The organism is Bifidobacterium samirii, from assembly GCF_003952945.1.
Taxonomy (GTDB): domain Bacteria; phylum Actinomycetota; class Actinomycetes; order Actinomycetales; family Bifidobacteriaceae; genus Bifidobacterium; species Bifidobacterium samirii.
In genome coordinates this window covers 1-15,269 of the sequence record NZ_QXGK01000005.1, presented here as the reverse complement: position 1 = coordinate 15,269, position 15,269 = coordinate 1, and the positions used below count along the sequence as shown (strand labels likewise).

Sequence of the window (15,269 nt, the reverse complement as noted above, 5' to 3'; positions counted from 1 at the left end):
CGCATCACCACGGCCGCCAGCCATACGACGCACGGACGCGTCACGCCGAACGGGCGGCCCATCGAAAGCGAGCCGTCTTCATGACCCCGTTCCATCCGACCCTGCCCACATGGGCCAGTCCGCCCGCGCTGCGACGCCGCGCGGCACGCTCCCTGACCGCTCTGACCGTCGCGCTGGCCACGCTCGCCGGATCATGCGGCCTGACCGCCACGGCGCTCGCCGCGGACGACCCGGCCATCGACGGCGTGACCGCCTCGGGCGCGTCCGCAGCAGGCCACGACCCGTCCGCCGCCGTGGACGGCGACCCCGCCACCTACTGGCAGTCCCCGGCCGACTCCTCGATGCAGGACTACCGGCGCTTCCTCGACTTCGACCTGGGCGGCACGTGGGACGTCTCCCGGATCGACGTGGCCAATCCGGGCGACGGCGCCTACCATCATTACGAGATCTACCTGTCCGAGGATGGCGAACGCTACGACAAAGTCGCCTACAAGAGCGACGACGCGGCGTCGGACGGCACCGCGGACACCTATCGGATCGACCCGACCCGGGCCGCGTACGCGCGCATCAACGTGAGCTACGATTCGGCCCATCAGCAGGTCGACCTGGCCGAAGTCGCCTTCCACGGCGTCAAGATCTCCGACGACAGCCCCGAACCGGCGCCCATCGCCGTGGAGGACTTCGCGTCGAGCAGCTGGGGCGCCGAATGGGAGAAGGTCGAGACCGATCCCGAGTACGCCGAGGCCAAGACCATCGCAGGGGTGCGCGACCTCGTCTCCCGCGTCATCGGCGAGCGCTGGGTAGACTCGTTCGACTTCGCGCTGCGCGGCCAGTCGGACGGCAAGGACGTCTTCGAGATCTCCGACGCCGGCGACGGGCGCATCCTCATCCGCGGCAACGACGGCGTCTCCCTCGCCTCCGGCCTCAACTACTATCTGCGCAACTGGTGCAAGGTCGACTACAATCCGCTGTTCGGCTCGCAGCTCGACATGCCCGACACGCTGCCCGCCGTCGGCTCCAAGATCCTCAAGTACACGAACTACGAGTACCGCTACGCGCTCAACTTCTGCACCTACTCGTACACGATGTCGTTCTGGGCATGGGACGAATACGAGGCGTTCCTCGACTGGGCCGCGATGAACGGCGTCAACCTCATGCTCGACATCGTCGGCCAGGAGGAGGTGCTGCGCCGGACGCTCACCCAGTACGGCTACAGCGACGACGACGTGCGCGAATACCTGTCCGGCCCCGCCTACTACGCGTGGTTCTACATGCAGAACCTGTACTCGACCGGCGGCCCGCTGCCCGCGAACTGGTTCCCGCAGCGCGTCGAACTGGGCCGCCGCATCCACGACCGCATGCAGACGTTCGGCATCACGCCCGTCATCCAGGGCTTCGGCGGCCAGGTACCCACCGACTTCCAGGAACGCAACCCCGACTCCGTGGCCGCATCCTCCGGCAGCTGGTCCGGCTACGACCGCCCGTACATGATCAAGACCTACCTGACCGACGACGACCGCGCCGCCGGCAAGGAGGACTACTTCCAGAAGGTCGGCGACACGTTCTACACCGAACAGGAGCGCGTGTTCGGCGACGTGTCGCACTACTACGCCGTCGACCCGTTCCACGAGGGCGGCACCATCCCCGACGGGTTCGACATCGTCGACATCTACCGCACCGTGCAGTCCAAGATGCTCGAACACGACCCGGACGCCATCTGGGTGATGCAGCAGTGGCAGTCCGGCATCGACGAGAACAAGCTGTCCGGTCTGGCCGACAAGTCACAGGCGCTCGTGCTCGACCTGCAGAGCGACCTGCGCTCCCAGGCCAGCCCGATGGAGAACCAGGGCGTGCCGTGGGTGTGGAACATGCTGCACAACTTCGGCGGCCGCATGGGCCTCGACGGCGTGCCCGAAGTGCTCTCGCAGAACATCACCGACGCGTACAACGCGAACTCGTACATGCGGGGCATCGGCATCACGCCCGAAGCGATCGACAACTCGCCGATCGTCTACGAGCTGCTGTTCGACATGACCTGGCAGCAGGATCCGATCGACTACCGCGCGTGGACGCGCGACTACGCCGAACGCCGCTACGGCGGCACCGACACGACCATCGAGCAGGCGTGGGACATCCTGCTCGACACCGCCTACGCGCACACCGACGGCGAATACTATCAGGGCGCCAGCGAGTCGATCATCAACGCCCGCCCCTCCGACAACGCGATCGGCTCGGCCTCCACCTGGGGCCACAGCGACATCGACTACGACAAGGAACGTTTCGAGCAGGCCGCACAGCTGTTCATCGACGCCTACGACGAATACCGGGACTCCGAAGGATTCCGCTACGACTTCGTCGACGTGATGCGCCAGGTGCTCGCCAACGCGTTCCAGGAATACCAGCCGCTCGCAGGCCAGGCCTACCGCTCCGGCGACGCCGACCTGTTCGCCGTACTCGGCGAACAGATGCTGGGCATCATCAAGGCGCAGGATCAGCTGCTCGCCACCAGCGACAGCTTCCTGCTCGGCACCTGGATCGACGACGCGCGCACCATGCTCGACGACGCCGACGACTGGACCGCCGACCTGTTCGAGCTCAACGCCAGAGCGCTGGTCACCACCTGGGGCCTCGCCAAGAACGGGTCGCTCATCGACTACTCGAACCGCCAGTGGGCGGGCCTGACCGGCGACTACTACTACACGCGCTGGGCCACCTACGTGGAGAACCGGCTCGCCAAACTCACCGACGGCACCGACTTCACCGACCCCGACTGGTTCGACTACGGGTGGGAATGGGCCAACCGCAAAAGCGACGAAACCGGATACGGCTTCGCCGTCACCGCGTCCGACGACGACCGGAAACGGCTCGCCGAGGACATCATGACCCGCTACACGGTGGGCGTCATGGACGAGTACACCGGCGGCGGCAGCGCCGACGAACGCACCAACCTCGCCCTCGGCCGCACCGTCACCGACGCGGACACCGGCGAAAACACGACCCTGCCGACCGACGGCAGCACCGACACCGGCTGGACCGCCCAAGGCCGCACCGACGCCACCCTCGACATCGACCTCGAAGGCACGTACGCGATCACCGGCGCAGGCATCACGCTCCAGCAGATCGCCGCCGACTTCCCGCTGCGCTACGAAATCGAGGTGTGGAACGGTGAAAAATGGGTCGAGATCGGACGGTCCGAAGCCGACGTCGTCAGCTCCAAAAACGATGTCGACTGCGACATCCTCGGATCCAAGGTGCGCTACCGACTGCACTCCACCGACGGACGCCAGCTGACCGGCATCCACGAACTGACCATCTGGGGCGCATCGCAGCCGCAGACCACCTACGACAACATCGCCCTCGGCACCACCGCCACAGCCGGCTCCACCGAACCCGGCCGCTCCACCTCCGCCGGCATCGACGGCAACGAAGGCACGCTCTGGGTCGGCAACGGGTCGGAACCCAACTGGTACCGGATCGACCTGGCCGAACCGACCCGCGTGGACCGCGCCCGACTCGTCTTCGAACAGGCCGGCCGTGAATTCCGGTTCCGCATCGTCGCCGGCCTCGAGGACGGCAGCGAACGCACCCTCATCGACCAGACCGGCAACCAGGGCGCACTTGACCGCGTCTACACCGCCGACATCGGCGAGCGGATCACCCACGTCACCGTCGAATTCACCGGTTCGGTCGGCGGCACCGCATGGCCGGCGCTCGCCGAACTCGAACTGCTCGCCGAAAGCGCCGACACGATCGAAGGCGTCAACATCGCCGCCGAAGCGACGATCACCTCGTCGCCGACCAAGGACGCGCCCGAGAACGCCGGTGCGCTCGTCGACGGCAAGGCGACCGCATGGGTGTCCCGCGACGGCGCCAAGCCCGCCTGGTTCCAACTCGACTATCCGAGCGCACGCGACGTCGACTCGATCCGACTGCGCTTCGAGGACGGCCAGCCCGACCGCAGCATGCAGTTCACCCTCACCGTGACCGACGACGACGGCACGACCCGCGTCGTCCACGAACGGACCGCGGACGACCTGTCCGAGCAGCAGGGCATCACCATCGACGTGCCGGTGGGAGAGGCGGTCAAGACGATTCGCATGGACATCACCGACGCGAGGATCCCGTCATCCGGCGGCGCCGCATGGCCGCTGGTCAGCGAGATCGAGGTGTACTCGACCCCGCGCAACGCCGCCGGAACCGCCACCGTCACCGCAGGCGACGGCTCGACGCTCGACGCCGGCGCGCTCGCCGCACTCACCGACGGCGACCGCGACAGCACGGTGACGCTCACCGACGGCGCCGACAAGACGCTCACGTTCGCACTGGACCGCCCGTACGACATCGGCATCCTCGGCATCCTGTCCTCGATGAAGGGCGAATCGCTGCGGTTCAAGGCCGAATACCGCGTGCCCGCGGACGATGCGGACGCCGACACGTGGGCCACGCTCGCCGACTACTCCGGCAACACGCGCCTGAGCGACGAACTCCTCGCCCGGCTCGCCGCCCCGGTGTACACCGACGCGGTGCGGCTCACCATCCTCAACGACGGCGACGTGACCCTGAACGAGACGTACCTGTACGTCACCGACATGGCCGCATCGCTACGCAGCACCCTCGCTTCGGTACGCGCCGCCCTGTCCCGCCTCACCTTCGGCGACCACGCCGGCGACTACCGCGCCGACGCGCGCGACACGCTCGAAACGGTGCTCGACGCAGCCGACCAGGCCGCACTCGACACGATGAACTCGCGTGACAGCGCCGCATGGACCACGCGCGTCGAAACCGCCGTCGGAGAGTTCTACCGCACCGGCTACGTCTCCATCGACCGCAACGCCCTGTACGTGGCCATCGACGACGCCACGGCGACCCGCGACGCGCTGCGCGGCCACGGCCTGACCGGCCTCGCCGCAACGCTCGACACGCCGCTCGCCGACGCCAAGGCCGTCGCCGACGCGTACGGCACCGTCACCCAACGCGACATCGACGACGCGGCCGACACGCTCGGACAGGCCGTCGCCGACGCGCTCGCCGGCGTGGACGACGCCGACACCCGCTACCAGATCGTGCTCGACACGGCCCGCCAGCGGCTCGCCGACGCCGTCATCGGCGACCACGAAGGCCAGTACCCGCAGACCGCAGCCGACACGCTCGCCGCAGCCATCGACACGGCCGCGGCCGCACGCGCCGCCGCAGCCGACGCCGCAGCCATCGACGCGGCGAGCGCCGCACTGCGCGACGCCATCGACGCCTTCGGACGGTCCGTCGTGCACATCGATGCGACGGCGCTCACCGCCGCGATCGCCGCCGCCGACGCGCTGACGGAACGCGACTACGACAGCCAGGCATGGGCGGCGATGGCCGCCGCTCTGGACGCGGCCCGCGACGTCGACCTGACCCAGGTGCCGCAGTCCACCGTCGACGACCTCGCGCAGCGGCTCGCCGCCGCGATCGACGCGCTGGCCGACGCCCGACTCGACCGGACCGTGCTCGCCACGGCCATCGCCTCGGCGCAGGCCCTGCAGGAAGGCGACTACACCGCGGCATCCTGGAAGCCGTTCGCCGATGCGCTTGCCGCCGCCATCGAGGCACGCGACCGCATCTCCACGACCCAGCAGGCACTGGACGAGGCATGCGGCGCGCTCGCGGCTGCGCGCGACGGGCTGGAACGCCGGTCGCACGGCGGCGGCGACGAAGGCGACAAGCCCGGCCCCGGCGAGGGCGAAGGCGGTTCGGACAAGCCCGGAACCGGTGAGGGTGAAGGCGGCACGGACAAGCCCGGCACCGGTGAAGGCGGCACGGACCGGCCCGGCGCCGGCGATCAGAAGCCCGGCGGCACCGGCAACGGTTCCGGCTCCGGGAAAGGCGACGGCTCCGGCAAGATGAGCAATACCGGCTCCGCGACCACGCCCGTCGCAATCGCCGCGCTGACGGCGGCGGCGCTCGCGGCCGGCCTCATGATCGTCCGGCGTCGTCGCGGACACGGTCTGCGGTGACGGCGTAGGCGCGTCGCCCGTCACCGCGGGCGACGCGCTCAGCCTTCCGTCCGCGCCTCCGGCTCCGGTCATCTTCGGTCGTCTTCGGACCGCGCGAAGGTGCGGGATCGAAGGTGAGCGGTAGGGGATGGGCCCGTATTCCGGCGACATACGACAGGGGACGGCGTGCACATCGCACGCCGCCCCCTGTCATGTATTCGCGGGATGCAACCGGGGTGCCGGGGCTGCCGGCCGGTAATCCGGTAATCCGGCAATCCGGTAATCTGCCGGCTACTGGGCTTCGCCGTTCGGCGTCGTCGCGCCGGATCCGTCGCCGGTCCCGGCGTCGCCGGAAGTCCCGCCGGATCCGTCACCGGATGCATCGCCCCCGGTCGTGCCGCCGGAACCGTCGGTCGTGCCGCCGGTCGTGCCGCCGTCGCCGGACGCATCGCCGGCCCCGTCACCGGTCCCGCCGTCGCCCGACCCGCCGGTGACGCCGGTCCGGCCGGCGGACTCCTCCTCGGACTGCGCTTCCTGCTCGGCCTGCTTGCGGGCCTCCTCCTCGGCCTTCTTCTGCTGCTCGTACGCCGCGCCCAGACCCCACGTGCCGTCGGGGCCACCGACCTTGCCCTTGTCGGTGGCGGTGGGGAAGTCGACGACCTCGGTGCCGGCCAGCGCCTGCTTCATGAACTCGGTGAACAGGTGCGCCGGGTAGCCGGTCGAGGAGACGCCGTAGCCGGCGAACTCGGGCACGACCTGCGGGCTGCCGTTCTCGTCCGGATTCCAGATCGCCCACACGTTGATCAGCTGCGGCACGTAGCCGACGAACGACGCGGCCGTCTCGTCGTTGGCCGTGCCGGACTTGCCGGCCACGGCGCGGCCGAGCGCCGCCGCGGTGCCGGCCGCCGTGCCCGACGTGGTGGTGCCCTGCATCGCCTTCTGCACGAGCGCGCAGTCGTTCGCGTCGAACACCTTCTGGTTCTCGGTGACGGTCTTGTACATCTCCTTGCCGTCGCTGTCGGTGACGTTGTCGACGATGTGCAGCGTGTTCTTCACGCCGTCCGCCGCGATCGTGGCATGGCCCTGCGTCAGGTCCCACACGGTCGTCGCGTTGATGCCGAGCACGTTGTACGGCGACGTCTCGTCGATGTCGGACTCGATGCCGGCCTCATGCGCGATCTGGGCGGTGCGCTGCGGCGTCAGATGCTCGTTGACGTCCATGAACACGGTGTTCACCGAGTTGGCGGTCGCCTGATACAGGTTGATGTTGCCCCAGTTGATCTCGAGCGCGTTGTTGACCTCGTTCTCGATGCCGTCGAAATGCTGGTGGGAGTTGCCGTTGAACGTCGTGTCGAAGCTCACGCCCTCCTGCGCGGCGCCCAGCAGCGCGAACGGCTTCATCGTGGAGCCGGGCTGGAACTGCGACTGGGTGGCGTTGTTGAGCTGCTGGGTCAGATAGTCCGATCCGGCGTACATGGCCTTGACGGACCCGTCGCGCGGATCGGCGGCCAGACCGCCGATCTGGATGCTCTCCGGCATGCCGTCCGGGCGCGTGTCGCCGGTGGACTGGATCTCGTCCTGCATCGCCTTGTCGAGCGTCGTGACGATCCGGTAGCCGCCGGTTTCCAGCTCGTCGGCAGTGAACGAGCCGGACGCGACCAGCTCGTTCTCGACCGTGGTGAGCAGGTAGCCGTTCATGCCCTCGTACATGTTGTTCGCCGCGTATTCGACGGTCGCCGGCAGGTCCTTCGCCTCGCTCTGCTGCTCGGCGGTGATGTAGCCGTCCTCCTTCATGATGCGCAGGACGCGCGTCAGGCGCTGCTGCGCCGTGTCCGCGTCGACGGCCGGATCCCAGTTGCCGGGGGAGGGGATGATGCCGGCGATCGTCGCCGCCTCGGCGAGCGACAGGTCCTTCGCGTCCTTGCCGAAGTACGCCTGCGCGGCCGCCTGGATGCCGTACGATCCGCGGCCCAGGTAGATCGTGTTCATGTAGTTGCACAGGACCTGGTCCTTGTCCTGCGACTGGGCGATCTTGAGCGCGAGCATCGCCTCGCGGATCTTGCCGATATAGGAGGTCGTCTCGCCCAGATAGTAGCGCTCCGCGTACTGCTGGGTGATGGTCGAACCGCCCTGGCGCGTGCCCTTGGTGATGTTGTTGACCAGCGCGCGGGCGATGCCCTTGAAGTCGATGCCGCGGTTCGTGTAGAACGTGCGGTCCTCGGACGCGACGATCGCCTTGCCCACATAGTCGGGCAGGTCGCCGCATTCGATGATCTCGCGGTTCTGCTCCGCGAACGAGCCGATCTTGGTGGTGCCGTCCGCATAGTAGACGGTCGTCTTCTCGGCCAGTGCGATCTTCTCCGCCGGCGGGATGTCGGTGGTGATGTAGAAGTATGCGAACGCACCGACGCCGGCGAGCAGGCCGGCGGCGATGATGCCGATGATCCATTTGAGTATGAGATGACGGCCCTTGCGCCGCTGCGGTCGGCGCGAATGACGCGACGGACCGGCATGACGGCCTGCGGCGCGTTTGGCCGTGGAGGTGCGGGACCGGCGCGCCGTCGAGCCCGTGCCGCGGCCTCCGCGGGATGCGCCATGCGAGGCGCTGCTGGTGGCGCGACCGGCATGGGAACTGCTGTATGCCTGTGAACTCATGATGTCCACCGTACTGTCAGCGTCCGAAAAACCCGACAACGTCCCCCGAATCATCACATTACCGGCCGGCAGGAGGCCGGACTTCGCCGGCCGGGATGCCGATGCGGTCTGGCGGGGCGCTAACTGGCGAACTGAGGGCAGATTCCGGGGTTTGCAAGATGCTATACGGCGAACTGAGGGCAGGTGCACTCTCCGCAATCGTCACATACGGCGCAACATTTGGCCAAGGGCTAAGGGGTATGGCAGGTGTAGGGGAAGTGAACCTGCCCTCAGTTTGCCGTATAGCACTGTGCGCAACCGAAAATCTGCCCTCACTGTGCGAGATAGGTGGGCTGTGATTGATTTGCGGCGTAATCTCAGCCCGGTCGGATGGCGGATTCGCCCACAGACGGCCCCGGCCTTGACCAACGCCGCTGCGACGCGCGGTGTCCGGGGATGATGTACACTAGGGGGAGCCTCCGCGTGGCGGTACGTCACCCAACTCCCCCAGGGCAGGAATGCAGCAAGGGTAAGTGGCCTCTGCCGGGTACGCGGAGGTTTTTCATTATCTCCAGATTCTCCCCGATTTCTCCCGCGATCCGATGTGTAGAGTCGGGCGTATGACCGACGAACAGCGCTCCCGCGATTCCCAGGCCCCCGTCCCGGCCGCCGACACGGTGACGTTCACCCCATTGCACGCGTCTCGACCCACCCAGAACCATACCGCCGCCTCCGACATCCCCTTCGCGGCCACGCCCGGACCGGCATCCGACATCCCGGCCCCGCCGTCCGACTTCCGCTTCACAGCCGCCGCACAGACCGCATCCGGCGGCCCCGCCGGTTCGTCCGGTCTCCCGAGGTTCTCCGGTTCGACCGCACCATCCGACCGGCCCGCCTCGATCGGCAACCCCAGCACGGCCGACGCCGCCGTCGAACGCGGCCTCGCCGCACTCGATCCGCTCGCCGTCCGGCCGCGCACGTCGAGCCGCATTCTGTGCGTCATCCTCGGCCTGCTGTGGCTCGCCGCCGCAGCCGGCGTCTGGTGGCTGGGCGTACGCACCCTGGCCGGCCAATCGTACGACGAAATGGTCATCACCGGCTTCGACTCGGCCCTCCCCGACTGGATGTCGGCGCTGCTCACCCCGTTCCTCTGGCAGGGCATCCACCTGCCGTTCCTCACGCTCAACCCCACCATCGTCATCGCCCTGATTCTCGGCATCGCGGCACTCGCCGTCGCCGCCGTGCGCCGCCGCTGGTGGCTGCTCGGCCAATCCGGCGCGCTCATCGCCGCCTGCTACGCGGCGTCGCTGCTCAAACGCGTCCTGCCGCGCCCGATGCTCATCTACACGGAAACCCCGTACGTCAACTCCGCCCCGTCCGGCCATACGATCGCCGCCGCCGCGGCCGGAGTCCTGCTCATCCTCGCCGTGCCACGCGCATGGCGCGCCGCGGCCGCGATCGTCGCCGCCGCATTCGCGTCGCTGGTCGGCTGGTCGGTGATCGCCGGCACCTGGCACCGGCCCACCGACGCGGTCATGTCGATCCTCATCGTCGGCGGACTGGCGATGCTGGCGCTCGCATGCACGCGCGCCAGCGGCATGGACGATCCGGGCCGCCGCGCCTCGTCGACCGGCGTGCAGATCGTCGGCACGATGATGATCACCGCCGGCACGCTCGCCTGCGCGTACGCGGCGTACGTGATCTGGCAGATCCTGCCCGGCCTGACAATCTCCGCCGCATGGGCGGCGTCCGGCGCGCACCTGGCCGCGATCGTCGGCGTCGGCGGCGCGGCGACGCTCACCTGCGGCCTCGTCGTGGCGCTGCGCCAGCTGACCGCCGCCCCGCTCACCCGACTCGGCCTCATCGGCGCGCCCCCGGCCCCGCCGTCCGCCTCGTAATCCGTACCCGATTCCCGATTCCATACGGATTGCGACGCAACGCGCGCCGTCAGCGTCGCAATCCGCATACGACATCCCCGATTCATACGAACGACGACGCAACACGCACCCGTAGCGTCGTTTTCTGCATATGACAGGGCCGCCCAATACGAATCCCGACGCAACACGCGACTCAGGCGTCGCAACTTGCATACGATTCTCCGATTCCGTACGGATTGCGACGCAACGGGCGCCGGTAGCGTCGCAATCCGCATGCAAAGTCCCCGACTCATACGGATGACGACGCGACGTACGCCGGCAGGGCCGCAGCCGGCCATGCCGCGCGGGCCGTCGATTTGCGGTTTGACGACGGCACATGGGTAATATGACGTTCCGTAGGCACCATAGTCAAGGAGAGAATATGGCAACCGGCAGCAAGCTCGTCATCGTGGAGTCTCCCACCAAGGCCAGGAAAATCGGGGGATACCTGGGCGACGGCTACACCGTCATGGCGTCGGTGGGCCACATCCGCGACCTCGCGCAGCCCAGCCAGGTCCCCGCCGCCGACAAGGCGAAATACGGCCGATTCGGCGTCGACATCGACGATGGCTTCAAGCCCTACTACATCGTCGACGCCGACAAGAAGCGCACCGTCGCCGAACTCAAAAGCGCGCTGAAGAACGCCGACGAACTCTACCTCGCCACCGATGAGGACCGCGAAGGAGAAGCCATCGCATGGCACCTCGTGCAGACCCTCAAACCCAAGGTGCCCGTCAAACGCATGGTGTTCCACGAAATCACCCCCGAAGCGATCCGCGCCTCCCTCGACCGCACGCGCGACGTCGACGGCGCGATGGTCGACGCGCAGGAGACCCGCCGCATCCTCGACCGCCTCTACGGCTACGAACTCTCCCCGGTCCTGTGGCGCAAGATCGGCCCCGGCCTGTCCGCCGGCCGCGTGCAATCCGTCGCCACCCGCCTCATCGTCGAACGCGAACGCGAACGCATGGCGTTCACCCGCGCCGCCTACTGGGACGTCGCCGCCACGCTCGCCGCCCCCGATGCGGAAGGTGCACCCGCCGAATTCGAAGCGCGCATGATCGCCCTCGGCGGCCACCGGCTCGCCGGATCGAAGGACTTCGGCGCCGACGGCCGGCTCACCGCAGCCGGCGTCGCCGACGGCGTCCGCCAGCTCGACGAGACGGCCGCGACCGCGCTCGCATCGGCGCTCGCGCACGCGCCGTTCACCGTCATCTCGATGGAATCCAAGCCGTACCGCCGCCGTCCGGTGCCGCCGTTCACCACGTCGACGCTGCAGCAGGCCGCCGGCAACCGGCTGTCGATGAGCTCGCGTCAGACGATGCGCGCCGCGCAGGGCCTGTACGAGAACGGCTACATCACCTACATGCGTACCGATTCGGTGACGCTGTCGCAGGAGGCGATCGCGGCGGCCCGCAGCGCGGTCGAAACGCATTACGGCGCGGCGTTCCTGTCGGACGCGCCCAAGCAGTACGCGACGAAGACCGCCGGCGCGCAGGAGGCGCACGAATGCATCCGCCCCGCCGGCTCGCGCTTCCGTGACCCGGCCGAACTCGCGACGAAGGTGCCGGCCGACCAGCTCAAGCTGTACACGCTGATCTGGCAGCGCACGCTCGCCTCGCAGATGGCCGACGCGACCGGATCGACCGCGACCGTGCGCCTGTCCGCGCCGGCCGGCGCCGACGGCGAGGCCGTGTTCCAGGCGTCCGGCACCGTGATCGAATTCCCCGGCTTCCTCAAGGCGATGGGCGACGGCCGCGCGGCGAAGGCCGGCGAGGCCGACGCGTCGCTGCCGCCGATGACGACCGGCCAGCGCGTCGACGCGCGCGGCGTCAAGGCCGGCGGCCACGAGACGCAGCCGCCGGCGCGCTACACCGAAGCGTCGCTCGTCAAGACGCTGGAGGCCAAGGAGATCGGTCGCCCGTCCACGTACGCGAGCATCATCTCGACGATCATCGACCGCGGCTACGTGTACGAGCGCGGGCGCGCGCTGATCCCGTCGTGGCTCGCGTTCTCCGTGATCAAGCTGCTGGAGACCAAGTTCCCCACGTACGTCGACTACGAGTTCACCGCCGACATGGAGAACGGCCTCGACCGCATCGCGCACGGCCAGGAGACCAGCCGCGAATGGCTCACCCGCTTCTACTTCGGCTCCGGCGACGATGCGGCGCAGTCGGCCGACGCGGCGCACGCCGGCCTGCAGCGCCACGTCGCACAGCTGGGCGAGATCGACGCGCGCGCGATCAACACGATCGCGATCGGCGACGGGCTGAGCGTGCGCGTCGGCCGCTACGGCCCGTATCTGGAGGACGCAACGCAGCTCGACGCGGAAGGCAATCCCAAGCACGCGTCCCTGCCCGACACGCTCGCCCCCGACGAGCTGACCGTCGAAGTCGGCCACGAGCTGATCGCCAGCAACGCGGGCGGACCGCGCGTGCTCGGCGTCGACCCGGCGACCGGCGGCACCGTCGAAGTGCGCAGCGGACGATTCGGACCGTACGTGGCGCTCGTGCCGGCGGCTGCGGGTGACGGTGCGGCTGCGGGTGACGGTGGTGCGGCTGCTGCGACGACCGCCGCTGCTGCGACCACGACGACGGCGAAGAAGGGCGCGAAGAAGACCGACGCCCCCAAGCCGAAGATGGCGTCCCTGTTCAAGACGATGACGCCCGAATCGCTGACCCTGGAGGACGCGCTGCGACTGCTCAGCCTGCCGCGGTTCGTCGGCACGTACGAGGAGACGAACGCCGAAACCGGCGAGATCAGCGAGGCGCGCGTCGAAGCGAACAACGGCCGCTACGGCCCGTACCTGACCAAGACCGCGGCCGACGGCAAGAGCGAGACGCGCTCGCTCGGCTCGGAGGACGAGATCTTCACCGTGACCGTCGATCAGGCGAAGGACCTGTTCGCACAGCCCAAGTACGGTCGCGGACGCGGGCGCGGCGCCGCCAAGCCGCCCGTGCGTGAGCTGGGCACGGATCCGGAGAGCGGCAAGCCCGTCGTCATCAAGGAAGGCCGCTTCGGCATGTACCTGACGGACGGCGAGACGAACCGCACGCTGCCGCGCCAGTACGATCCGGCCACGATCGAACCGGCCGACGCGTACCGCATCCTCGCCGAGAAGCGCGCGATGGGTCCGACCGCCAAGCGCGGCCGCGGTGCGAAGGCGGGCGGCAAGGCCGCCGGTAAGACCGCGGCGGGCAAGTCGGCGAAGGGCACCGCCAAGGGTGGTTCCAAGTCCGGTGCCGCGTCGAAGACGAGCGCCGTCGAGGCGAAGCGCGCCGAACGCCGCGCCGAAGTGCGCCGGCTCGCCGACCAGGGGTGGGCGAACACGCGCATCGCGGACGCGATCGGCTCGACCGCCGCCACCGTGAAGGCCGACATCACCTGGCTGACCGAACACGAGGGCTACGAGCGTCCCGCCGTGGTCGCCGCCAAGCCCGCCAAGCGCTGATTCGGCTTCCTGTCCCGGCCCATCCGGCGACGCGAACTCCGGTTCGCGTCGCCGTTCGTGTGCAAATCTGAATTGGCATGCGGATTGCGACGCTAAGGGGTCGGTTTGCGTCGCTGTTCGTATGGATTCCGCCGCCCCCCGAACAGATTGCGACGCTGGGATGTCGGTTTGCGTCGTTATTCGTCTGTAAATCCGAGTCGGCATACGATGTCTTGTCCGTTTGGTGTCGCCATTCGCATGAATCGCGTCGTTCCCCACGCAAATTGCGGTGTGAAGAGGACGCATGCGCGAGGAATATGATGCGGCATATGCAGATGGTCGGCATGAACATTAATTTACTGTCTGGTGCTCGCATTGATCGATATCGTGTGCCAGGCGATTGATCCTCCCGTAACGCAATGCGGTCGCGTGCCGGGATATTTTCCGGCACACAATGGAAACTGGGCAATTCGTTTCCCTGGGGTTAGGAGGCATCATGAAAGTCTTCCGCCGAGGAATGGTCGTCGGAGCGTGGACGGCGGTAAGTTCCGTAACGGGTCTGATCCGGTCTCTGCATGATGGCCAATCCGTGCAGGCAGCCATAATCGCCATCGTCTCGCTGATGGTCGGCTTGGCGTTGCTGTGGTCGTCGTCCGATTATGATGACGGACGAAAGCGCAGGATGTTGTTCGCCGCCTTCGGCGCGGAAACGGCATTGGCTATCTTGGGTGCTTTGTATTGCCTGTATTTGACCATATACACGGATGACAAGTTCTTTTCCGGCTCCGTAACGTTCTTCATGATCGTATATGTGGTTTTCTGCCTGTTCACGCTGTATGACATTCGTCATGACTGACATGAAACAGTCACAGGATTGAAGGAGGCGGCGGTCATATTCCACAAGTATGATCGTCGCCTTTTCATGATGATGGTCCGATTACGGAATCATGATTGTATCCGTATGCGGACGCTGTTCCGTCTAGTCGTGTCGTTGTTTCTATATGACTTGTCGTGGGTATGCAGGTTGCGACGCGGAGCGGAGGATTTGCGTCGTTGTTCGTTTACCAATCTGAATTGGCATGTGGATTACGACGCTAGTGACCCGGTTTGCGTCGTCATTCGTATGGATTCCTCCGTTTCTTAACGGATTGCGACGCCGGCCTGTTCGTTTGCGTCGTCGTTCGTTTACGCCATTACCATGTTTAGTAGGTCCCGATGGTCGGGACCGGGTCGCCGGTTCCGGTATGACTTTCTCGCCCTGTCGTTGATGATCCGGGGGGTGTCGTCGCCGGGAACGGGGACGCCCGCTGACCGCTG

5 protein-coding genes and 1 other RNA gene are annotated in these 15,269 nt (G+C 67.6%); 5 read left to right on the top strand and 1 reads right to left on the bottom strand.

Going from position 1 to position 15,269, the window contains the following annotated elements; all coding sequences use genetic code 11:
* The first annotated feature begins 80 nt into the window (after positions 1 to 80).
* Positions 81 to 5,993 (top strand): alpha-N-acetylglucosaminidase TIM-barrel domain-containing protein, encoded by a 5,913-nt coding sequence (locus D2E24_RS03520; RefSeq protein ID WP_241222835.1) that lies wholly within the window; start codon positions 81 to 83, stop codon positions 5,991 to 5,993.
* A 270-nt stretch (positions 5,994 to 6,263) separates the two neighbouring features.
* Here the strand turns inward: D2E24_RS03520 and D2E24_RS03515 are convergent, their stop codons facing one another.
* A complete protein-coding gene (locus D2E24_RS03515) occupies positions 6,264 to 8,429 on the bottom strand; it encodes a transglycosylase domain-containing protein (protein WP_420897471.1) in 2,166 nt (721 codons plus the stop codon).
* A gap of 647 nt (positions 8,430 to 9,076) precedes the next feature.
* On the opposite strand from D2E24_RS03515, the gene ffs reads away from it, so the two are divergent.
* The 4 genes from ffs (at position 9,077) to D2E24_RS03495 (ending at position 14,808) form a co-directional block, all read left to right on the top strand.
* Positions 9,077 to 9,173, top strand: an RNA gene (ffs, locus tag D2E24_RS03510) — signal recognition particle sRNA small type.
* 53 nt (positions 9,174 to 9,226) lie between these two features.
* Positions 9,227 to 10,504: a phosphatase PAP2 family protein gene (locus D2E24_RS03505; RefSeq protein ID WP_164520985.1), complete on the top strand. Its 1,278-nt coding sequence runs from the start codon at positions 9,227 to 9,229 to the stop codon at positions 10,502 to 10,504.
* 400 nt (positions 10,505 to 10,904) lie between these two features.
* Positions 10,905 to 13,973 (top strand): type I DNA topoisomerase, encoded by a 3,069-nt coding sequence (gene topA / locus D2E24_RS03500; RefSeq protein WP_125967952.1) that lies wholly within the window; start codon positions 10,905 to 10,907, stop codon positions 13,971 to 13,973.
* 475 nt (positions 13,974 to 14,448) lie between these two features.
* The gene (locus D2E24_RS03495) at positions 14,449 to 14,808 is read left to right on the top strand and encodes a hypothetical protein (RefSeq protein WP_125967951.1); all 360 of its coding nucleotides are present in this window, start codon (positions 14,449 to 14,451) and stop codon (positions 14,806 to 14,808) included.
* Positions 14,809 to 15,269 lie beyond the last annotated feature (461 nt).